Source organism: Streptomyces sp. JW3, assembly GCF_052216785.1.
Lineage (GTDB): Bacteria > Actinomycetota > Actinomycetes > Streptomycetales > Streptomycetaceae > Streptomyces.
The window spans coordinates 1-22,400 of sequence record NZ_JBQOUX010000084.1; the positions used below are offsets into that span (position 1 = coordinate 1).

Below are 22,400 nucleotides of genomic sequence, written 5' to 3' on the forward strand. Positions count from 1 at the left end.
CCCCCCCCCCCCCCCCCCCCCCCCCGGCCGGCCTGTGAGGGTGTCGGGCGGGTGCGGATCTCATCGTTCTGCCGTGGCGTGACACTCCCCGTACGTCCGTCCCGATCCGCACCAGCAATCAGCCGCCCGCTGCGGCGGCCAGGCCACCGCCCGCCCCCGGGCCCCCAGAGTCGTCGCGTACTGCGGCAGCAGCGCCGCGTCCTCGGGGGAGGCGCCCTCCGAGGCCGCGAACGCCTCGTAGGAGGGGACCGTGCCCCGTACGACGCCCAGGTTCCGGGTGCCCGAGGACTCCAGTTCCCGCAGCGCCTCCTCTATCGAGGACAGGTGCTGTTCGTAGGACGGGTACTCGGTGGAGAGGGACGGGTAGGCGGCGAGCAGCTCGGTCAGTTCCTCGGCGGGCCAGTGCAGCATGGCGACCGGGAAGGGGCGGGAGAGGGCTTCGCGGAAGGCGCCGAGTTCGGCGCGCAGGCGGGAGATCTCGGCCGCCAGCTCGGCGGGGTTGTCCGAGCCCAGGGACCAGACGCGCTTGGGGTCGTGCAGCTCGTCCAGGGAGACCGGCATGGAGTGCAGGGTGTCGGCGAGGGTGTCCCAGTCGTCGTGCGGCAGGCCCAGCATGCGGCGGACGCGGTGGCGGCCGAAGAGGAGGGGGTGGGTCGGGCGCGGCGGTTCCGGGGCGTCGGTCAGGAGGAGACGGGCGGCCTCGGTGAACGTCTCGTGGGCCGCTTCCAGCTCGTCGTGGGACTCCAGGGACTCCGCGACGATGACCCAGGGGGCCGGGTCGCGCGGGGCGGCCGTGCGGACGCCCTCGATGATGGCCCTGGCCTCGGCCTCGTGGCCGTACTCCCAGAGGTTGGCCGCCTTCAGGGCGCGGACCAGGGACGGGTTCTCCAGGGGGCCGGGGGCGGCGAGCAGACGGTCGTAGAAGGCGGTCGCGGCGGGGCGTTCGCCGGCCAGCTCCAGGTGGGCTGCGGCCCGCAGCAGCAGGGCTTCGGCGTCCTCGGGGTACAGGCCGGCGGTCCGCTCCAGGCGTGCCGCTTCGGCGGTGTGGTCGACGTTCTCGGCAGGCGTGTCGGGGCGCATGGGGGACACCGTACTGCCGTCCGGTGACAAGGGGTGAGGAGGCGGTGGGGCAGGGGTGCCCGACCGATCGTGGCGGGGCGCGGCGTGGGCCGTTTCCCTGGCCGCGCGGGGCCGGGGCGCGGTGTGGTCGTGGCGGACGGGGACGGTGGGGAGTTGCAGCGATGAAGGCTGGCCCGAACGGTTGGAGCCCGGCTCCGTCACTCCGAACCTGAGGCTCGATCACTCTCTGCCTTCAAGAGTTCGGCCCATGCGCCCAGTCGTCGGCCGACCTGAGAAGGGTTCGGAAGATTTCACTGCGTTCCTCGGGACCCTCGGAAAGGATTTTTTCCGAGTCTTCCATAACCAGGAGATAGTACGTAGCGCTGATCCAGTTCAGGTCGGAAAGGCAATCGTACAGAGCAGTCATATATGGGAAATAGGTATGTCCGACGTTTCGTCGGAGAATGGCATTGCCTTGTCCCAGGAGAAGATGTAGCGACGATCCGTGGCGTCGTACTCGATGCAGATGTTTGCTGGTGGCAGGTTGAATTCTTCGCGTACCCATCCCTCCATGGCGAACGCCGCTACCTCGGCAACGTAGTCACTCGTTGGGAAAGACAGATTCTCCACTTTTACCGTGAGGCCCTGTGGATAGAGCCTATTGAGGCTCTTGCTGTGCGGGGACAATCCATACAGCATCCATGCGGTATCGCGCCAGTGCAGTGGGGAAGCCGGCGGTTCCATCCAGAGTTTTCCGCTGATCTGTGTGGCGTAGTGAGAAGTAGGACCCGAGCGCATGGCCACGGCGGTGATGTCGGCGGCCAGTCCGCCGACCGCACTGCGCTTTCTGAAGCGGTAAGTACTCACCGTTCAACGCCTCTCAGATCCAGTTGTCAGACCGGCGGACAGTCGGCCCATCGACGCGCGCAGCACCCGCGGTGTACGCGACCCAGAGGAGTTCCTGGCAGCCGAAAAACGACTCGCCCCAGCTGTCCACCCAGAGGTGTACGCGTCCAGGGCCGACTTGCACGACGTCCCACCATTCCCAGCCTCTGGAGTCCTCGTCCGGATCGAACCTGTACAGCCAGTTCTGCAAAGACCAGGGCTGGCCTCCGGTGTGGTTCTTGTATGCGTCGCACCCTCGCTTGGCGAATTCCGGAGGCTGTGCGCCGTCGATCGACCCGATGGCGACGAACCAGTCCGGTACACCATCGATGGGGAGACTTTCTTCCTCGAAATCAGCGGTTGCTCCGAGGGTCACTGCTGCCCTGATAACCGACAGCAATCGCTGTACGTACTCTGCCGTGTTGCCCGGAATCTCCAGTGAGAAGACACTGAGGACGGGCGGAGCGGAACCGGAGGCGGGGCGGTTGTCGACTCGTTCGACCTCTGCTTCCAGGCTTTCCGTGTCTCTCTGCATTAAGACCGATTTCGCTTAAGGGGTGAGGGTTGAGCCAAAGGAAGGGTGTTTCAGTGATCTTCTCGGCGCATCGAGTTGCCCACTCAACTGGAACGAGAGGTCAGTCGGTCCAGTAGTTCATGTTCCTCTTGCAGTGTCCGTCCCGTCCGAATGCCGATCTCTTCGACACTCAGATGTGTCATCGCCCTTGGACAGAATCCTTCCGAGTCTCCAACTGGATCTGCTCGGTGGTAGTGCTTGCGGCACGTCTGATGGTGAGAAGGCGCTGAGGGCGGGCGGAATAGAAACGCAAGCGAGGCGGTTGTCGACACGCTTGTTACGAGGTCATTGGAAAAGCAACTCGTCCTTGATACTCAGATTCGGAAAAACTTGGAGTTTCAATTGTCCGGCGCACTCGCCCGTGTGGAAAGTGATGGAGAAACAAGTAAGGCCATTTTCGGTGTGAATCTTCATGCTTGTTGCGCCTTCGCGGAAAAAATCGAGGAACTCCTCTCCTTTTTGATTGATCCAGCGGATCCTTACTGATCGAGCGAGTGTGTCGTAAGAGAAGCGGATGAACTCCTTCCCTGCCCCTCTCAGTGCAATAATTCGAGCCGAGTCGTCTTTCTCTGTTTTGGGGTATTCTCCGATCTGTTCAACGATTTCCTGATCGCTAGGAACAATAAACTCACGATACATACTTCCTCCGAGGCTTGACTAGTTCGTGCGGGAAATGTGGTCAGGGGTGAGGCGCTTGGGTGATACTTACGCTGGGGCCACTCCCGCGGAAGATTGTGGTAGTCAACTTTCGGGTATCGTCCGGAAGTATTTGCCACGTGCTTTCCACGCTCAGTGCGCCTTTGGGTCCGTACAGAATGGAATTCGTCACTCCGAACTCTCCGCTCCCGCCATCCCACTCCTTCGTGAACACTCTTTCAAAGGGTTGATTGGCTGCGCTGATCAGGTGGTCGGTTACATGTTGCCGCATCTGTGGCGTGTCGTTTACTCCTATTCGTCTCAGTTGTAGCTCGTTCTGCAATGCGCGAGGTGAGTTGTGTGGATCTGGTTTGATGTTTTTGTTGAATAGGTAGTCTAATTTGCGAGGGTCTACCTCGGCCCCTACCTCGCCAGGTTTGTACGGTGTAAGCCCCAGAGGGTCCGCCCCCGTATGGGGATTGTTCACGTAGGCGGCAGGGTTCGGGGCTGCTTCCAAACCTAGAGGATCAGCGCTGAGATACCGCGCCGTCTCCGGATCGTAATGCCGGAAGTAGTTGTAGTGGAGCCCGGTCTCCGGATCGAAGTACTGGCCCGGAAACCGAAGCGGCGTATAAGCGGTCGCCCCCGGGGCCCAGGTGGTCGTGCCCCAGAGGGTCGCGTGGGAGTGCCAGGCGACCGTGCCGCTCTCGTCGACCAGTTCCGTCGGGGTGCCGATCAGGTCGGTGACGATCGCGTAGAAGCGGTGGTCGATGTCCTCCTGGGAGGGGGCGGGCGGTGTTCTGCGTTCCGTTTGGGTCAGGGGACGCAGGCCGTCGTGGTCCCAGGTCAGGGTGGTGGCCGAGGCCGGGGTGGTCGTGGTCTGTTCGGTGAGGGTGGTGCCGTCCCAGGTGAAGTCGGTCTGTTCGGTGACCGTTGTGCCGTTCGCCGCCAGGCGTTGCTTGGCGATGCGGCGGCCCAGGGGGTCGTAGCGGTAGCGCCAGGTCGTGCCGTCGGGGGTGGTGACGGAGGTGAGGCGGTCCTCCGCGTCCCAGGTGTAGCGCCAGGTGTCCGGTTTGCGGGAGAGGCGGATGCGGCGGCGCAGGGTGATGCGGCCGGCTTCGTCGTGTTCGTAGCGGACGTTGCCCGCGCGGGTGATGCGGGTGCCGGTGTAGGTGCGGGGGCCGGTCGCGTCCTGGCCGCCCGGGAGGGAGGGCGGCCAGGTGGCGTGGGTCTGGTTGCCCGCCGGGTCGTAGGCGTAGGACTCGGTCCAGTTCGCGGCGTGGACGGCGGTGACCCGGCCGGTGGGGTCCAGGTCGAAGTGGCGGGTGCCGGTGCGGTGGTCGGCGATCGAGGTCAGGTTGCCGTCGGCGCGGTAGGTGTAGGCGCGGTGGGAGAGGACATCGCCGGTCGGCCCGGTGAGGTCCTGGTTCGTGAGGCGGCCCAGCGGGTCGTAGGCGCTGGTGAGGGTCAGGCTGTCGGTGATGTGGCGGGTCAGTTCGCGGCCCGTCGCGTCGTGGGTGAAGGCGAGGGTGTGGCCGCCGGTGGTCAGGGTGGTGTGGTTGCCCGCCGCGTCGTGGGTCCAGGTGCTGGTGGCGCCGGTGGGGGTGGTGCGGGTGAGGCGGCGGCCCAGCGCGTCGTAGGTGTGGGTGAGGGTCCGGCCGTTGGTCGTCTCGGCGGTCAGGCGGCCCGTCTCGTCGTGGTGGCGGGTCAGGGTCGCGTCCGGGTTCGTGGCCCCGGACAGGGCGCCGGCCGGGTCGTAGGCGTAGGTCGTGACCGTGCCGGCGGCGTCCTTGCGGGTCACTCGGCCCAGTACGTCCCGTTCGAAGCGGATGGTCTGGCTGGTCGGGGTGGTCGTGGCCGTCAGTTGGCCCGCCGGGTCGTGGGTGTAGGTCAGGGTGCGGTCGTCGAAGTCCGTTTCCGTGACCAGGCGGCCGGCCGGGTCGTAGGCGTAGGTCCAGGTCAGGCCCTGGGGGTTGGTGACCTTCGTCAGGCGCAGTTCGGTGTCGTGGTCGAACTCGTAGCGGACGCCGTCCGGGCCGGTGCGGGCGGACAGCAGGTCGAAGTGGGTGTACTCGTAGCGGGTTACGGCGCCCAGCGCGTCGGTGTGGCTGGTGACGTTGCCCTCGCCGTCGTGGGTCCAGGATTCCGTGCTGCCGTCCGGGGCGGTACGGCGGGACAGGCGGCCTTCCACGGTCCATTCCAGGCGGGTGAGCGCGCCGAGCGGGTCCGTGATGGTCGTCGGGCGGCCGAAGGCGTCGCGTTCGTAGCAAGTGACCGCGCCCAGTGGGTCGGTGATCTCCAGGGGCAGGCCCGCCGGGTCGCAGCGGACCGTGGTCGTGGCGCCGGTCGGGTCGGTGATCGACGCCAGGTTGCCGAGGTGGTCGTAGGCGTAGGCGGTGGTGGTTCCGGTGGAGTCCGACCGGGTGGTGCGGTTGCCCCACTGGTCGAACGACTGGGTGAGGTGGGTGCCGTCCGGGGTGCGGATGGCGACCGGCAGGCCCTGGTCGTCGTAGCCGACGCTGGTGTAGCGGCCGTCGGGGCGGACGGCCAGCAGCGGGCGGCCCGCCGCGTCGTAGGCGTAGCCGCGGGTGCGGCCCAGCGGGTCGGTGACGGTGAGCGGGCGGTCTTCGCGGTCGTAGGTGGTGCGGGTGGTCGTGCCGTCGGGGGCGGTCTCGGCGACCACCTGCAAGGCGTTGTTGACGTGGTAGCGGGTGGTGTGGCCGAGGGAGTCGGTCGCCGTGATCGTGCGCAGGCCGGTGGTCGGGTCGGGATCGGCGTAGGTGAAGGTGTTGCGCAGGTGGCCGGCGGCGCCCGACTGGGAGACGCAGCGGCCCTGGTCGTCGTAGACGTAGTGGTACGAGGAGTCGTTGGTGTCGGTCCAGGCGGTGACGCGACCGAGGGCGTCGTTGGTGAAGCGGGTCGGGCGGCCGGAGGAGTTCGTGACCGTGGCCAGGTGGCCGGACTCGTCGTAGGTGAAGTGGGCCAGTGCTGTTCGGCCGCCGGGGGCGGTGGGGTCGGTCAGGTGCAGGGCCGTGACGCGGTCGCCGGTCGTGGTGAGGGCGAGGTGGTAGCCGGCCGAGTGGGTGATGGCGGTGGGGGCGCCCTCGGTGTCGTACGTGAAGGTGAGCCACTGGCCCGAGCGGTCGGTGATCTGTTCCAGCAGGGCGATGCCGTCGCCGTCGCCGCCGGGGGCCGCGAAGTACCAGGTGCGGCCGGTGGCGGGGTCGGCGACGGTGTAGTCGCCGTGGGCGTCGACGGTGAGGGGGTGGCGGGCGCCCGTCAGGGGGAGGGTGGGGACGCCGGGGGAGGGGTGCGGGTAGGACAGCAGCGCGCCGTTGTCGCGGACCAGGACCACGCCCTCGGCGTCGATCTCCAGGCGCTGGTCGGCGGTGGACGCCCAGCCGGGGCCGAACCAGCGGCCCGCCCGGTAGGACGACTCGAACTGCCGGGCGAAGACCAGGGGGAACTTCGCGGGGAGGGTCACGTCGGTCTGGGGCAGCGCCATCCGGCCGGTGGCCATGTCGACCGGGTCGCCGAACCACTTGCACTTGTACTCCCGGGCGACGTCCTTGAGCGTCTGGCCGACGCTCCGGCGCGCGGCCCCCGTCGCCGCGCCCTTGGCGGCTCCGCGGGCGGCGCCCCGGGCCGCTCCCCGGGCCGCTCCCCGGGCGGCCCCGCCCGCCACGCCGCCCGCGCCCTTGCCGCCGATCAGGTTCGCGGCGAGCACGCCCGCCGCCTCGCCCGGGTCGCTGCTCCAGCCGGTGCCGAGCACGGCCTTCGGCAGGCGTTCGGGGTGGGCGGCCGTGCCCACCAGGCCGGCCAGCAGCATGCTGCTGTGCTTCAGCCAGTCGCCGGGGTGGGTGATGTTGTAGGAGTCGAACGGGTTGACCGTGCGGGCCAGTTTCACCAGGTCCGCGCCGCCCTTGAGGAGGCCGCCGAGGACGTGCGCCTGGTTCAGCTGGGTGCCTACGAAGGCGTCCCCGGCGTCGGCGGCCAGCCGGTCGGTGAACTCCGGTTTCGGCGGCGCCGTCTCCAGGGCGGCGGCCACCCGGCGCTGAGCGTCGCGGGCGGCGTCGGTGCGCTGGCGGCGCGCCTCGGTCAGGAGCTCCTCGGCCTCCCGCCGGCCCGCCGCCCCGGGATCGGTGAACTCGCCCGGCTCGGTCGGCCGCGGGCCCGGGTCGCGGCCCGCCGCGGCGGTCGCGTTGTAGCGTTCGGCGGCCTGGTTGTACGCCGTCACCCGGGCGTTGTGCGCGTCCACCGCCCGCTCACTGCTCTCCCGCGCGGCCCGGTGGGCGTCGATCGCCGCCTCCGCCTGCCGCTGCGCCCAGCGGACCGTGTCGGCGTACGCCTCCAGCGCGCCGGCCGCGCCCTCGCAGGCGTCGGCGGCGGTCAGCCACTGCGTGGGATGCATGTCGAACTTCGCGCGGAAGGCGTCCGCGGCCTCGCCCTCCCAGCCGTCGCCGTCCAGCGAGCGCATCCCCTGGCCGACCGTTTCGAACGCCCGGGAGAAGTCCCGCAGATGGCGGGCGCGTGCCTCCAGCGCCGGCGCGCTGCCGTGGATCAGCTCCTTGGGGTCCTCGGTCTCGCCCAGCCGGCGTTCGGCCACGTCACCGCCGAGGCGGTTGTTCACCCCCTCGCCGAAGTCGCGTACCCCTTCGGCGAGGTCGTCCGCGCCTACGGCGGCGAGGCCGTCCGCGGCCTGGTCCGCGCCCCAGTTGACGACGCCGCCGACGCCCTCCTTGACGCCCTCGGCGGCGCTCTCCAGACCGTCGCCCAGGCCGTTGACGAAATCCCCCAGGCCGCCCATCAGCGGGTGGCCTCCCCGGCCGGGCCGCCGCCCCACTGCCAGTCCGTGCGCGGGTCGAACAGCGCGTCACCGGTCACCGTCGAGGACGCCACGTCCTCCTCGGCCTGCGCCGCCGCCTGCCGGGCCGCCCCGTACCCCGCCAGGGCGGACTCCGCGCTGTAGTCCGGGTTCGTGAGGTGGGTGACGGAGTTGTCCTCCAGCGTCTGCGACCAGGAGCGCTGCTCGACCTGCTGCTCGGTCAGGTACGGGTTGCCCGCGGCCGCCGTCCACACCTCCTTGAGGGTGTCCGAGACGTACTGCTCCTGCTCGTGGTAGAGCCCCGCGTTGAGCCGCAGCCGCTCGGCGAACCCGTTGGCGTCCCGCACCAGCGAGCGCACCCCCCAGCCCCACCGCTCGCAGAAGTCGGCGAACACCTGGTGCAGGGAAGCGTCCCCCACCTCCAGGCCGGTCAGCTCCAGGTCGTCGAAGCCGCGGCCCAGGTCCGCCTCGATGTCGAAGCCCAGCTCCTTCAGCTCGGCCAGCGCCGCGTCGATGCCCCGCGTGATCCGCTCCAGCGCCTCGGGATCGACCCGGTAGCCGCCGCCGCTCACGCGTACGGTCCTGCCGCGTCCAGCGCCACCGCGTCCGGGACGACGCCTCGCACCGGAGGCAGCACCAGGCCCGCCGGGCCGGCCGCGTCCAGGGCGACCCCGGCCGGGCCGCCCGCCGCCACAATCACCTGGTCCAGCAGCCGCGCCCCGGGCACCGGCACCGCTTCGAGCCCGGTCGTCCCCCGGCCCCGGGCGAAGCGCTCCAGCGCCGCCGCGCCGGTGAAGGCGAAGAGCCAGCGGATGCCGCCCGCCTCGGCCGACAGCACCGAACCGTCCACCACCGGCACCAGCACCTCGCTGCGCCGGAACTCCCCCACCAGCGCGCGGGGATCACCCTGTCCGGTCGCCGCCAGGTCCGCCAGCCGCAGCCGCAGCCGTGAGGCGTCGGTGCCCATCGAGTCCTCCCTCGCGTACATCGCCGCCCGTCGCACGTGTGCGCGAACAGGTTATGGGTTGCGGTCGAGTTGGCCCACGCCTTTCCGGCCCGGCCGTGTCGAGGCGGATGCGGTATAACCGGAGGAGCGGCGAACAGCCGTACGGGCGAGTGGAAGTGCGGAGGGGGGCGTCGATGAACCGTGCCGGTGGCCGGCTTCGGCCCGCTGTCCTGCTGGTCGTCGCGGTGCTGTTGCAGTTCGCCGTGGTCGACGCCGGCGGTCTCTCCGTCACCGGCGGTCTCTCCGTCACCGTCGCGCTCGCCGCCACCGCCGCGGCCGGGTCCGCGCTCGCCGTCTGCGCCCTGGTCGCCGCGCGCTGCGCGCCCGCCGTGCCGCCCACCCGGGTCCGTACGGCCATCCGCGACCGCGACCGGCGGACGGCCTTCCTGCCGCAACGCGATCCCGACGCCGCCGGGCGGCCGAGGCCCCGAGCACCCGGCCGCGCCCTCCCGGCGACCGCCGCGTAGGTCACACTTCTCCTCCCCCTGCTCACACCCCGCTCATCCGAGCGGCCCGTGAACACCCGGTGCGCTTCCGCTCACCGTTTTCCGTGACCCTGCCCGGTCCGCCGGTCCCGCCGTTCCTCTCACCCGGTACGCCGAGACCCCCGGAGGGCTCCCCGCCATGTCCGTTTTCGCCACCCTGGTCGACGGCCTCGCCGACCTGCTCCGGCCGCTGTGCGGCGCCGGTGCCGCGGCCGCCGCCGTCGTCCTGTTCACCGCGCTGGTACGGCTCCTGGTCCATCCGCTGTCCCGGGCCGCCGCCCGCGGCCAGAAGGCGCGCACCGCGCTGCGGCCGAGGATCGCGGAACTGCGCCGCACGCACGCCCGCGACCCCGAGCGGCTCCAGCGGGCCGTGCTCGCACTGCACGCCGAGGAGAAGGTGTCCCCGCTGTCGGGCTGCCTGCCCAGCCTCTGCCAACTGCCCGCCTTCTTCCTCCTCTACCACCTCTTCGCCAGCACCTCCCTCGGCGGCGAGCCCAACACCCTGCTCGGCCACCGGCTGTTCGCCGCCCCGCTCGGCGGCAACTGGAGCGACGCGCTCGCGGCCGGCGGACCGGCCGGCGGCGCGGGGCTCGTCTACGCCGGACTGTTCGCGCTCGTCGCCGCCGTGGCCGCCTTCAGCTACCGGCTGACCAGTCGGACAGCGGCCGAGCTGACACCGGGACCCGAGGCCGGCCCGGCGGCGCTCACCAAAGTCCTGCCGTTCCTGTCCTTCTTCACCCTGATCACGGTGGCCGTCGTCCCGCTCTACGTCACCACCAGCACCGCCTGGAGCGCCGTCGAACGCGCCGTCCTGTACCGCTGAGCCACCGAGGGGTCTTGCGGAGCCGGAGCCGACCTTGGAGGATCGACCAGTCCTCCGATGGATCCAGGCCCGCCGCACCCGGGCCGCTCATCGGCGGGCGGCCCGCGACCGAGGGAGAGAGAGAACATGAAGCTGCTGCGAGTCGGTACGGCCGGGGCGGAGCGGCCCGCGCTGCTCGACGCCGACGGCACCCTGCGCGACCTGTCGGGCGTGGTGCCGGACATCGACGGGACGCTGCTCGCCGACCCGGCGGCGCTGGCCCGGGTACGGGCCGCCGCCGACACCGGCGAACTGCCCGTACTGGACGGGACGGGGTTGCGGATCGGGCCGCCGCTGGGCCGGATCGGCAAGGTCGTGTGCATCGGCCTCAACTACCACGACCACGCCCGCGAGACCGGGGCCGAGCCGCCCGCCGAACCCGTCGTCTTCTTCAAGGCGGCGGACACGGTGGTCGGACCGCACGACACCGTGCTCGTGCCGCGCGGGTCCGGCAAGACCGACTGGGAGGTGGAGCTGGCCGTCGTGATCGGGCGCACCGCCCGCTACCTGGAGTCCGGCCAGCAGGCGCTGGGCTGCGTCGCCGGGTACGCGGTCGCGCACGACGTGTCCGAGCGGGAGTTCCAGATCGAGCGCGGCGGGACCTGGGACAAGGGCAAGAACTGTGAGACGTTCAACCCGCTGGGGCCCTGGCTGGTGACGGCGGACGAGGTGCCCGACCCGCAGGACCTGCGGCTTCGGCTGTGGGTCAACGGGGAGCTGAAGCAGGACGGGACGACCGCCGAGCAGATCTTCCCGGTGGCGGAGGTCGTGCGGTACGTCAGCCACTTCATGACGCTGTATCCCGGTGACGTCATCAACACCGGCACCCCGGCCGGCGTCGCCATGGGACGCCCCGAGCCCAAGCCGTATCTGCGGGCCGGGGACGTGGTCGAGCTGGAGATCGACGGGCTGGGGCGGCAGCGGCAGCAGCTGAAGGACGCGTAGGGGCTCCGCCCCGCCCCGCTCGGGGACGCCTCACCTCACGCCAGCAGGGCGGCCAGGCGGCGCCAGCCCGCCGTAGGGAGCGGGGCGTCCGGGCCGGTGTCCTCGACCAGTTGGAGGGCGACGTGGTCGGCGCCCGCCGCGTGGAACTCCGTGACGCGGCGCCGGATCGTGTCCTCGTCGCCCCAGGCGAACACCGCGTCGATCAGCTTGTCGCTGCCGCCGTCCGCGACATCGGCGTCGGTGAAGCCGAGCCGCAGGAAGTTCCGCGTGTAGTTGGGCAGCCGCAGATACCTGGCGAGGTAGCCGCGGGCCGTCGCGCGGGCCCGGGCCGGGTCGGCGTCCAGGACCACCTTGAACTCCGGGGCCAGCAGCGGACCGGCACCGAGCAGCTCCCGGGCCCGCGCGGTGTGCTCGGGCGTCACCAGGTACGGGATCGCGCCCGCCGCCCGGTCCCGGGACAGCTCCAGCATCTTCGGGCCGAGCGCCGCCAGCACCCGGCGGTGGGCCGGCGCCCCGGCCCGGTCCAGCGCGTCGAGGTAGCCGACCATCGCCGAGTACGGCCGCGTGTACCCCTGCACCATCGGGCCGTGGCTGACGCCCAGGCCGAGCAGGAAACGGCCGGGACGGGCCACCTCCAGCTCGGCGAACCGGGCGGCGGCCGCGGCCGCCTCGTGCTCCCAGACGCTCTGGATGCTGGTGCCGACGACGATCCGCGAGGTCGCCTCGATCAGCGGCGCGGCGTCGTCGGCGAAGCTGTTGCCGCCCAGCCACAGGGCGCCGAAGCCCAGCTCCTCCAGCTCCGCGGCGGCCTCGGCGCGCAGGGCCGTACTCCAGACGCCGTACCGTCCGACGGACTGCTTCAGGGCTGCCGTGCTGTCGTTCATAGTGCTCCGATCCCTCCGGTGGGCGTGGTGATCAGCGACCTGACGAGTCCCCGGATCATTCCCCGAGGAACCGCTCCAGCGCCTCCACCACCAGTCGGTGGTCCTGCAACTGCGGCAGCCCGGAGACGGTCACCGCGCCGACCACGCCGACCCCCTCGACGGTGACCGGGAAGGAACCGCCGTGCGCCGCGTAGCGGTCCGGGTCCAGCCGGGAGGACTCCTCGAAGGTCGTGCCCTTGGCCCGGAACCGCGCGCCGACCAGGTACGACGCCGAGCCGTACCGCTCCACCACCCGGCGCTTGCGGACGATCCAGGCGTCGTTGTCGGGGGTGGAGCCGGGCAGCGCCGCGTGGAAGAGCTGCTGGCCGGCCCGGTGGATGTCGACGGCGACCGGAGCCTGCCGCTCGCGGGCCAGCTCCACCAGCAGCGAACCCAGCGCCCACGCGTCCGCATGGGTGAAGGAACGGAAGACCAGCCGGCGCTCCTGCGCCTCCAGCTCGGCCACCGACGGGGTCAGTTCGGGCGTGGTCACAGCGCCACCACCTGTCCGTCGCGGGCCGAACGGCGGGCCGCCTCCAGTACGTCCAGGGCGGCCGCCGCCTCCCGGGCGGTCACCGGGTTCGGGCCGCCGCGCAGCAGGGCCTCGGCCACCGCCGCGTAGTAGGCGGGATAGTCGCCGGGCAGCGTCGGCTCGATGCGGCCGCCGCCGGTCAGCGGGGACTGGCCGGCCCCGACCCGGCCCCACAGCGACTCGTCCTCCTCGCCCCAGCCGCGGCCCGGCCGCTTGCCCTCGCGCAGCGCCGCCTCCTGCGGGTCCAGGCCGTACTTGACGTACCCGGCCGCCGAACCGAGCACCCGCAAGCGCGGGCCGAGCTGGGCGGCGGTGGCGGAGACGTGCAGGTGGGAGCGGACCCCGTTGGCGTGGGTGAGCGCCAGGAACGTGTCGTCGTCGGCCGCCGCGCCCGCGCGCCGCACCAGCGACTCGGCGTAGACATGGGTGACCGGGCCGAACAGGACCAGCGCCTGGTCGACGACGTGGCTGCCGAGGTCGTACAGCAGACCTCCGATCTCTGCCGGGTCGCCGGACTCCCGCCAGCCGCCCTTGGGCTGCGGCCGCCAGCGTTCGAACCGGGACTCGAAGCGCCATACGTCGCCCAGGGCGCCGTCGTCGATCAGCCGCCGCAGGGTCAGGAAGTCGTTGTCCCAGCGGCGGTTCTGGAAGACGGAGAGCAGCAGGCCGCGCTCCTCGGCCAGCGCGGCCAGCTCGCGCGCCTCGGCCGCCGTACCGGCCAGCGGCTTGTCCACCACGACCGGCAGCCCGGCCTCAAGCGCCTCGGTCGCGAGCGGGACGTGCGTCTTGTTGGGGGAGGCGAGGACGACCAGGTCCAGTTCGGCGGCGCGGGCCAGCAGCTCGGCCGGGGAGCCGGCGACCCGCACGTCGGGGAACTCGGCGCGGGCCTGCCGCTGCCGCTCCGGGCTCGACGTGGCCACCGTGTCCAGGACGAGCCCCTCGGTGGCGGCGATCAGCGGGGCGTGGAAGACGGAACCCGCGAGGCCATAGCCGACGAGGCCGACGCGGAGGGGAGGAGTACCAGTCATACGTCCACTTTGGCAACCGTGTTGCCAAAGTGCAAGCAGGAGGCAGAATGGCGGCGTGAACAGCACGAACGGACCCGGACCCGACCCCGGCCCGCGGGCCGCGCGCGGCCGCGGCACCGCCCTGGTCCTGGACCTGCTGCGGGCGGCCGGGGCGGCGGGCATCAGCCGGCTGGAGCTGGCCGAGCGGACCGGCCTCACCCCGCAGGCGGTCAGCAAGATCACCGCCCGGCTGCGAGCCGACGGCCTGGCCGCCGAGGCCGGCCGGCGGGCGTCCACCGGCGGCAAGCCGCGTACGGTACTCAGGCTGCGGCCGGAGGCCGGCCACGCGGTCGGCGTGCATCTGGACCGGGACGAACTGCGGGCCGTCCTGGTCGACCTGGCGGGCACGGTGACGGGGGAGCGGCGGGCACCGCTCGACCTGGGCGCGGGCGCCGCGGCGGTGCTGACGGACGTGGCCCGCGCGGTGACGGACCTGGTCACGGACGTACTGCGGACCCCGGCGCCGCCCACCCTGCGCGGCGCCGGCGTCGCCCTCCCCGGCCCCCTGGACCACACCCGGGGCGTGCTGCACCGGGTCACCGGCTTCCCCGCCTGGGACGGCTTCCCGCTGCGCGCCGCGCTGGCCCGGCGGCTCGGCGTGCCGGTCGTCGTGGACAAGGACACCAACGCGGCGGCGCTCGGCCTCGCGGTCGGCGGCGAGCCCGGCTCCTTCGCCTACCTGCACCTGGGCACCGGGCTCGGCGCGGGGCTGGTGTTCGACGGGAGCGTGTACCGGGGGGCGCGGACCGGGGCGGGGGAGTTCGGGCACCAGGTGCTCCAGCTCGACGGGCCGCCCTGCCCGTGCGGCGCCCGCGGCTGCGTGGAGGCGCTCTGTCTGGCCGCCGTGGCCCGCGGCGACCTGGCCGAGGCGGCCCGGGTGCTGGGCACCGGCGCCGCCAACCTGGCCGGGTTGCTCGACATCGACCTGGTCCTGCTCGGCGGCCGTACCGTCACCGGGGCGCCGGACGCGTTCGTCGCCGGGGTCGGCGCCGTACTGGACGCCCGTGCCCGGCGCGCGGGCGGCCGCGCGGACGCCGTACCGGTACGGGTGGCCCCCGGCGGGGCGCGCGCCATCGCGGAGGGCGCCGCACAGCTCGTCCTGGCGCCGCTGTTCGGGCGGGGGGACGCCTGACGGCCGGCGGTTGCGCCGGTCGGCGGTGCGCACTACGTCCGTCCGGAGGGGGCGCCGGAGTGGCACCCCCCATCCGCCCGCGTCCGGAACGCTCATGTGTTCATGCGACTGTGTGCACCCGTGTCACCCTGCCTGGTGGCGGCAGCCGCCCTCCTCACCGGTCCGGCGCCCACCGCCGCGGCCCAGGCGCCCGCCCCGCTCCCCGCCTGCACCGCCCCCGACGACCACACCTTCCCGCTGACCACCCGGGTGCACGGCGGCCCCGCCGCCTACCCGGCCGGCGGCGGCCCCGGCACCTGGTACCTGGACCTCACCAACACCACCGACCGCGTCTGCTCCGGCATCCACCCCGTCGTCGTCCTCACCGACGCGCGCCGCACCCTGCGGCCCGCGCAGGCCCGCCTGGAGTTCCGCGACGGCGGCGGCGATCCGCGTCCCGTCCGTTTCGAGGAGACCGACGCCGACGAACTGGTCGGGGTACTCGGCGGCTTCCCCGGGTTCACCGTCGACGCCGGGCGGACGGTCCGCGTCGAACTGCGGCTCGCCTTCACCCCGGACGCCGGGCCCGGCCAGGTCACCGCGGCCGCCGCCGTCGTCCAGCGGCGCGCGGGCGACGGCGAGTGGATCGGGCAGTCGCAGGACTACCGGTTCGACGTCACGGCGGCCGCCGGGACCGACGCCTCCGGCACTCCCCCTGGCATCGCCCCGCCCACCGCCGCCGCCTCCCCGCCCGGCCACGAACTCGCCGGCACCGGACGGACCCGGACCTACGCCGCGCTGGCCCTCGGCGCGCTGTTGGTCGCCGCCGGCAGCACCGCCGTCGCGCTGGCCCGCCGGCGCCGCTGACCGGCCACCGCGGGACCCGGTCACCACCGCCGAACTCCGCGCGGCCGGCGTCCTCCCGGTCCCCCGCCCGGCCCCGCACTGGCCCGCCGGCGCCGCTGACCGGCCACCGCCCCGCAGCCGGGGTCTGCGACGATCCTCCGCGTGGACTACCCGAACGACCAGGCCCCCGGCGCCCCCGTCCGCTCCGGCATCCCGGAGCACGGCCGCGTACCGAAGTACTACGCCGTCAAGGCCCGCATAGACCGGCTCGTGGACGACCTCGGGGAGGGCGCCCCGATCCCCACCGAACGCGACCTCGCCGAGCGCTACGAGGTCGCCCGCGAGACCGTCCGGCAGGCCCTGCGCGAACTGCTGCTGGAGGGCAAGCTGCGCCGGCAGGGCCGCGGCACGGTGGTGGCCGGCCCCAAGCTGGCCCAGCCGCTGTCGCTGGCCAGCTACACCGAGGGGGTGCGCCGCCAGGGCCGTACCCCCGGCCGCGCGCTCGTCACCCTGGACCGCTTCCCCTGCCCGGGGGCGCTGGCCGCCGAGACCGGCCTGATGCGCGGCGAACCCGTCTGGCACCTGGAGCGGGTGCTGCTCGCCGACGACGAGCGGGTCGGCCTGGAGAGCACGTACGTCGCCGTGGCCCGGGTCCCGGACCTGGACCGCGACTTCGACCCCGACTCCTCCTTCTACGCCTACCTCGACCGCCACGGCATCGGCTTCGGCAGCGCCGACGAACGCATCGAGACGGTCCTCGCCACCCCGCGCGAGGCACTGCTCATCGGCACCCCGCCCGCCCTGCCGATGCTCCTCATCCACCGCGTCTCGCGCGACACGGACGGGGGCCCGCTGGAGCGGGTGCGGACCCTCTACCGGGGCGACCGGTTCTCGTTCACCACCCACCTCGGTAACGGATAGATAACGGGTCTAGCCCAAACGTGATGGCCGGTTCACGCTCTCGTTGTCAGCCGGATTCCTCCGGTTCCCCGATGGCGAGGAGCGTGACCGACGTGAGAGTGATAGTCGTCGGAGCCGGCGTGGTGGGCACCATGCACGCCTGGCACGCAGTCAACCGCGGCCATGAGGTCGTACAGATCGAGCGCGAGGCGGAGGCTCGCGGCGCCTCGTTGCGCAATTTCGGCCAGATCTGGGTGAGCGGCCGGGCGGCCGGTGCGGAACTGGCCACCGCGCTGCGGGCCCGCGAGCTGTGGGCGGAGCTCGGCGCCCGCCTCCCGGCGCTGGGCTTCCGCCCCAACGGCTCCCTGACCCCGGTCCGCGGCGCGCTCGAACTCGCCGTCGCCGAGGCCGCCGCGGCCCGCCCGGACGCCGCCGCCCGCGGCTACCGGCTGCTCACCCCCGCCGAGGCGCGGGCCGTCAACCCGGCGCTGCGCGGCGCGTTCGACGCCGCCCTGCACTGCGAGCGGGACGCGGCCGTCGAACCCCGCACCGCCCAGCTCGCCCTGCGCGCCGAACTCCTGAAGTCCCCGGCGTACACCTTCCTGCCCGGCCGCGAGGTCCGCGACGTCATCGGCGAGCACGCCGTCCGCGACGACCACGGCGACACCCACACCGGCGACGCCGTCGTGCTGTGCACCGGCGCCTGGCTCGGCGGCCTGGTCCGCGAACTCGCCGGACCGGAGCTGCCGGTGCGCCGGGTCCGCCTCCAGATGATGCAGACCGCCCCGCTCGGCGAACCGCTCACCACCTCGGTCGCCGACGCCGACTCCTTCCGCTACTACCCGGCGTACGCCTCACCCGCCCTGGACGCGCTGAACGCCGCCCAGCCGCAGCCGGCCACCGCCGCCGAGCACCGGATGCAGCTGCTGATGGTGCAGCGCGCCGACGGCGGGCTGACCATCGGCGACACCCACGAGTACGAGCACCCCTTCGCCTTCGACACCCTCGAAGACCCCTACGAGCACCTCACCGGCGTCGTCGAGTCCCTCCTCGGCCGCCCGCTGCCGGCGATCCGGCGCCGCTGGGCCGGGGTGTACGCGCAGTGCGTCGACCCCCGCCGGGTCGTGCACCGCCAGCGGGTGCGCGACGGCGTCTGGCTGGTCACCGGGCCCGGCGGGCGCGGCATGACCTGCGCGCCCGCGATAGCCGAGACCACCGCGAACGAACTGGGCTGGTGACACCTGTGTCCGCTGAGAACATCCGTCTCGTCGTCCTCGACATGGCCGGCACCACGGTCGCCGACGGCGGCCTGGTCGAGCGCGCCTTCGACACCGCCGCCCGCGCCCTCGGCGTCGAACCCGGCACCGCCGACCACACCGAGAAACTCGACTACGTCCGCGCCACCATGGGCGAGTCCAAGATCTCCGTCTTCCGCCACCTGTTCGGCACCGAGGAGCGCGCCCAGCGCGCCAACGCCGCCTTCGAGCAGGCGTACGGCGACCTGGTCGACGCCGGTCTGATCGCCCCGGTCCCCGGCGCCCGCGAGGCCATCGAGGAACTCTCCGCCGACGGCCGCACCACCGTCCTGACCACCGGCTTCGCCCGGGTCACCCAGGACGCCGTCCTGGACGCCCTCGGCTGGCGCGACCTGGTGCCGCTCACCCTGTGCCCGGCCGACGCGGGCGGCCGCGGCCGGCCGTACCCGGACCTGGTCCTGGAGGCGTTCCTGCGCACGCAGGCCGCCGACTCCGTACGCGAGGTCGCCGTCGTCGGGGACACCTCCTACGACGTGCTCAGCGGCGTCCGCGCCGGGGCCGGCCTGGTGGCCGGCGTCCGCACCGGCGCGCACCGCGACGACGCGTTCCGCGCGGCCGGCGCCGGCCACGTCCTCGACTCGGTGGCCGCGCTGCCCGCCCTGCTGCGGGGAGCCGGCTGATGGGCACCACCGGTATCCGCTTCGACGGCGTGACCGTCGCCTACGACGGCAACGTGGTCCTGGACGCCCTCGACCTCACCGTCGCGCCCGGCGAGGTCATGGCGCTGCTCGGGCCGTCCGGGTCCGGCAAGACCACCGCGCTGCGGGCGGTCGCCGGGTTCGTCCGGCCCGCCGCCGGGCGGGTCCTCCTCGGCGACCGCGACGTCACCGGCCTGCCCCCGCACCGGCGCGGGATCGGCATGGTGGTCCAGCAGTACGCCCTGTTCCCGCACATGAGGGTCGAGGACAACGTCGGCTTCGGGCTGCGCGCCCGCAAGGTGCCCCGCGCCGGGATCCGGGCCCGGGTCGCCGAGGCGCTGGAGCTGACCGGCATGGCCGGCCACGCCCGCCGCCACCCGCGCGAACTCTCCGGCGGCCAGCAGCAGCGGGTCGCCATCGCCCGCGCGCTCGCCATCCGCCCGGACGTCCTGCTCCTCGACGAACCGCTGTCCGCGCTGGACGCGCAGTTGCGCTCCGGGATGCTCGCCGAACTCGCCCGGCTGCACCGCGAACTCCCCGGCATGTCGATCCTCTACGTCACCCACGACCAGGTCGAGGCGCTCACCCTCGCCGACCGGATCGCCGTGCTGGACCGGGCCCGGCTGCGGGCCTGCGGGACACCGCGGGAGCTGTACCGGGCGCCGACGGACGCGTTCACGGCGTCCTTCGTGGGCGGGGCGAACCTGCTGCCGGTCACGGTGGGCACCGGCGGCGTCGACTTCGCGGGCACCGAGGTCGACGTCGACACGGCGGGGGCGGCGGCCGGCGCGCGGGCCACGCTCTGCGTCCGGCCGCACCTGGTCGGCATCGGCGCCGGCCCCAACCGGCTCACCGGCACGCTGGCGGAGCTCCAGTGGCGGGGCGCGACGCATCGGCTGTACGTCGACGTGTCCGGTCATCGGGTGATGGCCGACGTGCGGGAGTTGCGGGAGCCACCGGTTCTCGGCGCGGACGTGACCTTGCACTTCGCTGCGGAGGACGCCGTACTGCTGCCCGCGGGGGTGAGCGCCGATGACCAGTGAACCGGCGCCGTCCGCTGTGCCCACCCGTTCCGCCCTGCGGAACGCCTGCCCACAGCGGTACCTCCTGGCCCTGCCCCCCGTCGCCGGGCTCGCCCTCGTCTTCCTCTACCCCCTCGCCCTCGTCGTCCAGCAGTCCTTCCAGCCGGACACCGGAGGCACCTCCGTCCAGCCCTACGTCGATGTGTTCGCCTCGGACGCGTTCCGGTCCGCGCTGTGGACCACCGTCTGGCTGGCGGTCGCCGCCACCGCCGGGTGTCTGGTCCTCGGCTTCGTACTCGCCCTGGTGATCGCCTTCGTGCCGTTCCCGGGAGCGCGGGCGGTGGCGAGGTTCATCGACGTCTTCCTCTCCTTCCCGTCCTTCCTGATCACCCTCGCCCTGCTGTTCGTCTACGGCTCGGCCGGCATGGCCAACGGCCTGTGGACGGACGTCACCGGCGCCGCCGAGGGCCCGTTCCGGTTCCTCACCACACCGTGGGGCGTACTGCTCGCGGAGATCACGTACTTCACCCCGTTCGTGATGCGCCCGCTGCTCGCCGCGTTCGCGCAGCTCGACACCGCCCAGCTGGAGGCGGCCAGTTCACTGGGCGCCCGCGCGCCCCGCGTCGTGCGGCGGATCATCCTGCCAGAGGCGCTGCCCGCGCTCGCGGCCGGCGGCAGCCTGGTCCTGGTGCTGTGCCTGAACGAGTTCGGCATCGTGCTGTTCACCGGGGCGAAGGGCGTCACGACCCTGCCCACGCTGGTCTACGGCAAGGCGATCCTGGAGTCCGACTACCCGGGCGCCTGCGTGGTCGCCGTCGTCAACGTCCTGATCTCCGTGGGCCTGTACGCCCTCTACCGGGTGGTGAGCCGCCGTGCTGGTGCATAGCCGCCGGGCCAGGTGGGCCCTCTGGACGGTCTTCCTCGTCCTCTTCCTGCCCCTGTTCGCCCTGCCTCTCCTCGTCGTCCTCGGCGCCTCCTTCGCCACCCACTGGTCCAGCGTCCTGCCGTCCGGCCTCACCACCGCCAACTACCGGGCGGCCACCCGCGGCGAGTCCCTCCAGGCCCTCTCCACCAGCCTGGTCACCGCGCTCACCGCCAGCGTCCTGGCGCTGACCGCCGGCACCTGGGCGGCGCTCGCCGCGGCGGCCCTCAAGCCCCGGTACCGCAAGGTGATGGACGCCCTGTTCGTGCTGCCGGTCGCCGTGCCCTCGGTGGTCGTCGGCCTCGCCACCCTGGTCGCCTTCTCGCAGCCGCCGTTCCTCCTCAACGGCACCCGCTGGATCGTGATCACCGCCCACACGGTCCTGGTCACCGCGTTCGCGTACCAGTCCGTCTCCGCCGCGCTCACCCGCCTCGACCCGGCGTACGAACAGGCCGCCGCCTCCCTCGGCGCGCGCCCCGCGTACGTCCTGTGGCGGGTGAAGCTCCCCCTGCTGCTGCCGTCCCTGACCGCCGCCGCCGGCCTCTGCTTCGCGCTCTCCATGGGCGAGCTGAGCGCCACGATGATGCTCTACCCGCCCGACTGGACCCCGCTGCCGGTGCTGATCTACGCGGCCACCGACCGCGGCGCCCTGTTCACCGGCTCCGCGCTCGCCGTGGTCCTGATGGCGGCGACCCTGCTGGTCCTGTTCGCCGTCTCCCGCGTCCGCACCAAAGCCTCGTACCGCTAGCCGAGCCCGTTCAAGAAGCGCAAGGAGTCCACCTCGCCATGCCCAAAAAGCCCTTCCTCCCGCTCACCGCCCTCTGTCTGCTCGCCCTCCCGCTCACCGCCTGCGGCGGCAACTCCGCCGCCTCCGACGCGAACGTCGTCACCGTCTACAGCGCCGACGGCCTGCGCGGCGAGAACGGCGACGGCTGGTACGACCAGGTCTTCAAGGACTTCGAGAAGAAGACCGGCATCAAGGTCGAGTACGTCGAGGGCGGCTCCGGCGAGATGGTGCAGCGCGCCGTCCGGGAGAAGTCCAACCCGCAGGCCGACGTCCTGGTCACCCTGCCGCCGTTCATCCAGCAGGCGGACACCAAGGGCCTGCTCCAGAAGTACGCCCCGAAGGGCGCCGAAGCGGTCAGCGACGCCGACAAGGCCGCCGACGGCACCTGGACCACCGTCGTCAACAACTACTTCGGGTTCGTCTACAACAAGAAGGCACTGAAGCAGCCCCCCACCACCTGGGACGACCTGCTGGCCGCCCAGTACAAGGACAAGCTCCAGTACTCCACCCCGGGCGTCGCCGGCGACGGCACCGCCGTCGTCGTCAAGGCGCTGCACGACTTCGGCGGCGAGCGGCAGGCGATGGCGTACCTGAAGAAACTCCAGGCCAACAACGTCGGCCCGTCGGCCTCCACCGGCAAGCTCGCCCCCAAGGTGGACAAGGGCGAACTGCTCGTCGCCAACGGCGATGTGCAGATGAACTACGCCCAGTCCAAGTCGATGCCCAACCTCGGCATCTGGTTCCCGGCCGGGGACGACGGCAGGCCCACCACCTTCGCGCTGCCCTACGCGGCCGGCCTGGTCACCAAGGCCCCGCACACCGCGAACGGCAGGAAGCTCCTCGACTTCATGCTGAGCGAGCAGGCGCAGACCCAGGTCAGCGCGGTCGGCGGCGGCTTCGCGGCCCGCGAGGACGTGCGGGCCACCGACGAGAACGCCGTCGCCCTGGCGAAGCTGATGGACGGCGTGGAGGTCTTCGAGCCGGACTGGGCCGACATCGAGCAGAACCTGACCGCCTACGTGGACGCCTGGAAGTCGGCGACGGGCAGCTGAGCCCGGA

The 22,400-nt window shown here is 72.5% G+C and carries 23 protein-coding genes; 12 read left to right on the top strand and 11 right to left on the bottom strand.

Translation table 11 applies throughout. The features are described 5' to 3' along the window. Positions 1 to 60: 60 nt before the first annotated feature. The 8 genes from ACTT8P_RS27850 to ACTT8P_RS27885 all read right to left on the bottom strand — a co-directional run bounded on the left by ACTT8P_RS27850 (position 61) and on the right by ACTT8P_RS27885 (position 8,946). Complete coding sequence (locus tag ACTT8P_RS27850) at positions 61 to 1,080, bottom strand: SEC-C metal-binding domain-containing protein (protein WP_442834516.1); 1,020 nt, start codon at positions 1,078 to 1,080, stop codon at positions 61 to 63. A 232-nt stretch (positions 1,081 to 1,312) separates the two neighbouring features. After that, the gene (locus ACTT8P_RS27855; protein WP_442834517.1) at positions 1,313 to 1,486 is read right to left on the bottom strand and encodes a barstar family protein; all 174 of its coding nucleotides are present in this window, start codon (positions 1,484 to 1,486) and stop codon (positions 1,313 to 1,315) included. Then, positions 1,483 to 1,926: a hypothetical protein gene (locus ACTT8P_RS27860; RefSeq protein WP_442834518.1), complete on the bottom strand. Its 444-nt coding sequence runs from the start codon at positions 1,924 to 1,926 to the stop codon at positions 1,483 to 1,485. Before ACTT8P_RS27860 ends, ACTT8P_RS27855 begins: the two co-directional genes overlap by 4 nt. Before the next feature lie 13 nt (positions 1,927 to 1,939). Beyond that, entirely contained in the window at positions 1,940 to 2,479 is a 540-nt protein-coding gene (locus ACTT8P_RS27865; protein WP_442834519.1) for a hypothetical protein, read from the bottom strand. Between the two features lie 324 nt (positions 2,480 to 2,803). Further along, positions 2,804 to 3,157, bottom strand: a complete 354-nt coding sequence (locus ACTT8P_RS27870; RefSeq protein ID WP_442834520.1) for a hypothetical protein — start codon at positions 3,155 to 3,157, stop codon at positions 2,804 to 2,806. A 40-nt stretch (positions 3,158 to 3,197) separates the two neighbouring features. Further along, complete coding sequence (locus ACTT8P_RS27875; RefSeq protein ID WP_442834521.1) at positions 3,198 to 7,961, bottom strand: putative T7SS-secreted protein; 4,764 nt, start codon at positions 7,959 to 7,961, stop codon at positions 3,198 to 3,200. Beyond that, positions 7,961 to 8,551 (bottom strand): hypothetical protein, encoded by a 591-nt coding sequence (locus ACTT8P_RS27880; RefSeq protein ID WP_442834522.1) that lies wholly within the window; start codon positions 8,549 to 8,551, stop codon positions 7,961 to 7,963. Before ACTT8P_RS27880 ends, ACTT8P_RS27875 begins: the two co-directional genes overlap by 1 nt. Then, the gene (locus ACTT8P_RS27885; protein WP_442834523.1) at positions 8,548 to 8,946 is read right to left on the bottom strand and encodes an SseB family protein; all 399 of its coding nucleotides are present in this window, start codon (positions 8,944 to 8,946) and stop codon (positions 8,548 to 8,550) included. Before ACTT8P_RS27885 ends, ACTT8P_RS27880 begins: the two co-directional genes overlap by 4 nt. A gap of 173 nt (positions 8,947 to 9,119) precedes the next feature. On the opposite strand from ACTT8P_RS27885, the gene ACTT8P_RS27890 reads away from it, so the two are divergent. From ACTT8P_RS27890 to ACTT8P_RS27900, 3 genes are all read left to right on the top strand, one after another. Then, positions 9,120 to 9,452 (top strand): DUF6412 domain-containing protein, encoded by a 333-nt coding sequence (locus ACTT8P_RS27890; RefSeq protein ID WP_442834524.1) that lies wholly within the window; start codon positions 9,120 to 9,122, stop codon positions 9,450 to 9,452. Between the two features lie 157 nt (positions 9,453 to 9,609). Next, positions 9,610 to 10,293 carry a YidC/Oxa1 family membrane protein insertase gene (locus tag ACTT8P_RS27895; RefSeq protein WP_442834525.1) on the top strand — a complete coding sequence of 228 codons (684 nt, stop codon included), beginning with the start codon at positions 9,610 to 9,612 and terminating at the stop codon, positions 10,291 to 10,293. A 126-nt stretch (positions 10,294 to 10,419) separates the two neighbouring features. After that, entirely contained in the window at positions 10,420 to 11,277 is an 858-nt protein-coding gene (locus ACTT8P_RS27900; RefSeq protein ID WP_442834526.1) for a fumarylacetoacetate hydrolase family protein, read from the top strand. 35 nt (positions 11,278 to 11,312) lie between these two features. On the opposite strand, the gene ACTT8P_RS27905 is transcribed toward ACTT8P_RS27900, so the two are convergent. From ACTT8P_RS27905 to ACTT8P_RS27915, 3 genes are read right to left on the bottom strand one after another with little or no spacing between them, the layout of a single operon-like run. Beyond that, the gene (locus tag ACTT8P_RS27905) at positions 11,313 to 12,161 is read right to left on the bottom strand and encodes an LLM class F420-dependent oxidoreductase (protein ID WP_442834527.1); all 849 of its coding nucleotides are present in this window, start codon (positions 12,159 to 12,161) and stop codon (positions 11,313 to 11,315) included. 55 nt (positions 12,162 to 12,216) lie between these two features. Beyond that, a complete protein-coding gene (locus tag ACTT8P_RS27910; protein WP_442834528.1) occupies positions 12,217 to 12,693 on the bottom strand; it encodes a heme-degrading domain-containing protein in 477 nt (158 codons plus the stop codon). Beyond that, complete coding sequence (locus ACTT8P_RS27915; protein ID WP_442834529.1) at positions 12,690 to 13,760, bottom strand: Gfo/Idh/MocA family oxidoreductase; 1,071 nt, start codon at positions 13,758 to 13,760, stop codon at positions 12,690 to 12,692. Before ACTT8P_RS27915 ends, ACTT8P_RS27910 begins: the two co-directional genes overlap by 4 nt. 55 nt (positions 13,761 to 13,815) lie before the next feature. Between ACTT8P_RS27915 and ACTT8P_RS27920 the strand changes: the two genes are divergently transcribed. The 9 genes from ACTT8P_RS27920 to ACTT8P_RS27960 all read left to right on the top strand — a co-directional run bounded on the left by ACTT8P_RS27920 (position 13,816) and on the right by ACTT8P_RS27960 (position 22,393). Continuing rightward, a complete protein-coding gene (locus ACTT8P_RS27920) occupies positions 13,816 to 14,931 on the top strand; it encodes an ROK family transcriptional regulator (RefSeq protein ID WP_442834530.1) in 1,116 nt (371 codons plus the stop codon). Positions 14,932 to 15,051: 120 nt separating this feature from the next. Then, the gene (locus tag ACTT8P_RS27925; protein WP_442834531.1) at positions 15,052 to 15,777 is read left to right on the top strand and encodes a hypothetical protein; all 726 of its coding nucleotides are present in this window, start codon (positions 15,052 to 15,054) and stop codon (positions 15,775 to 15,777) included. A gap of 141 nt (positions 15,778 to 15,918) precedes the next feature. Further along, a complete protein-coding gene (locus ACTT8P_RS27930; protein WP_442834532.1) occupies positions 15,919 to 16,677 on the top strand; it encodes a GntR family transcriptional regulator in 759 nt (252 codons plus the stop codon). A 92-nt stretch (positions 16,678 to 16,769) separates the two neighbouring features. Then, on the top strand, positions 16,770 to 17,894 hold the full coding sequence (locus ACTT8P_RS27935) for a TIGR03364 family FAD-dependent oxidoreductase (RefSeq protein ID WP_442834547.1): 1,125 nt from the start codon (positions 16,770 to 16,772) through the stop codon (positions 17,892 to 17,894). Further along, on the top strand, positions 17,891 to 18,592 hold the full coding sequence (locus ACTT8P_RS27940; protein ID WP_442834533.1) for an HAD family hydrolase: 702 nt from the start codon (positions 17,891 to 17,893) through the stop codon (positions 18,590 to 18,592). The genes ACTT8P_RS27935 and ACTT8P_RS27940 overlap by 4 nt, the downstream gene beginning before the upstream one ends. Then, positions 18,592 to 19,653: an ABC transporter ATP-binding protein gene (locus tag ACTT8P_RS27945; RefSeq protein WP_442834534.1), complete on the top strand. Its 1,062-nt coding sequence runs from the start codon at positions 18,592 to 18,594 to the stop codon at positions 19,651 to 19,653. Before ACTT8P_RS27940 ends, ACTT8P_RS27945 begins: the two co-directional genes overlap by 1 nt. After that, complete coding sequence (locus ACTT8P_RS27950; RefSeq protein ID WP_442834535.1) at positions 19,643 to 20,518, top strand: 2-aminoethylphosphonate ABC transporter permease subunit; 876 nt, start codon at positions 19,643 to 19,645, stop codon at positions 20,516 to 20,518. Before ACTT8P_RS27945 ends, ACTT8P_RS27950 begins: the two co-directional genes overlap by 11 nt. Beyond that, entirely contained in the window at positions 20,505 to 21,302 is a 798-nt protein-coding gene (locus ACTT8P_RS27955) for an ABC transporter permease (protein ID WP_442834536.1), read from the top strand. Before ACTT8P_RS27950 ends, ACTT8P_RS27955 begins: the two co-directional genes overlap by 14 nt. Positions 21,303 to 21,340: 38 nt before the next feature. Further along, positions 21,341 to 22,393, top strand: coding sequence for a 2-aminoethylphosphonate ABC transporter substrate-binding protein (locus ACTT8P_RS27960; RefSeq protein ID WP_442834537.1), 1,053 nt, complete (start codon positions 21,341 to 21,343; stop codon positions 22,391 to 22,393). Positions 22,394 to 22,400 lie beyond the last annotated feature (7 nt).

Bases quoted from the DNA above. Each gene is read 5' to 3' on its own strand.
- ACTT8P_RS27900 (WP_442834526.1), top strand. From the start codon at position 10,420: ATGAAGCTGCTGCGAGTCGGTACGGCCGGGGCGGAGCGGCCCGCGCTG.
- ACTT8P_RS27945 (WP_442834534.1), top strand. From the start codon at position 18,592: ATGGGCACCACCGGTATCCGCTTCGACGGCGTGACCGTCGCCTACGAC.
- ACTT8P_RS27890 (WP_442834524.1), top strand. From the start codon at position 9,120: ATGAACCGTGCCGGTGGCCGGCTTCGGCCCGCTGTCCTGCTGGTCGTC.
- ACTT8P_RS27850 (WP_442834516.1), bottom strand. From the start codon at position 1,080: ATGCGCCCCGACACGCCTGCCGAGAACGTCGACCACACCGCCGAAGCG.
- ACTT8P_RS27885 (WP_442834523.1), bottom strand. From the start codon at position 8,946: ATGGGCACCGACGCCTCACGGCTGCGGCTGCGGCTGGCGGACCTGGCG.
- ACTT8P_RS27915 (WP_442834529.1), bottom strand. From the start codon at position 13,760: ATGACTGGTACTCCTCCCCTCCGCGTCGGCCTCGTCGGCTATGGCCTC.
- ACTT8P_RS27875 (WP_442834521.1), bottom strand. From the start codon at position 7,961: ATGGGCGGCCTGGGGGATTTCGTCAACGGCCTGGGCGACGGTCTGGAG.
- ACTT8P_RS27950 (WP_442834535.1), top strand. From the start codon at position 19,643: ATGACCAGTGAACCGGCGCCGTCCGCTGTGCCCACCCGTTCCGCCCTG.
- ACTT8P_RS27865 (WP_442834519.1), bottom strand. From the start codon at position 2,479: ATGCAGAGAGACACGGAAAGCCTGGAAGCAGAGGTCGAACGAGTCGAC.
- ACTT8P_RS27895 (WP_442834525.1), top strand. From the start codon at position 9,610: ATGTCCGTTTTCGCCACCCTGGTCGACGGCCTCGCCGACCTGCTCCGG.
- ACTT8P_RS27960 (WP_442834537.1), top strand. From the start codon at position 21,341: ATGCCCAAAAAGCCCTTCCTCCCGCTCACCGCCCTCTGTCTGCTCGCC.
- ACTT8P_RS27855 (WP_442834517.1), bottom strand. From the start codon at position 1,486: ATGACTGCTCTGTACGATTGCCTTTCCGACCTGAACTGGATCAGCGCT.
- ACTT8P_RS27870 (WP_442834520.1), bottom strand. From the start codon at position 3,157: ATGTATCGTGAGTTTATTGTTCCTAGCGATCAGGAAATCGTTGAACAG.
- ACTT8P_RS27905 (WP_442834527.1), bottom strand. From the start codon at position 12,161: ATGAACGACAGCACGGCAGCCCTGAAGCAGTCCGTCGGACGGTACGGC.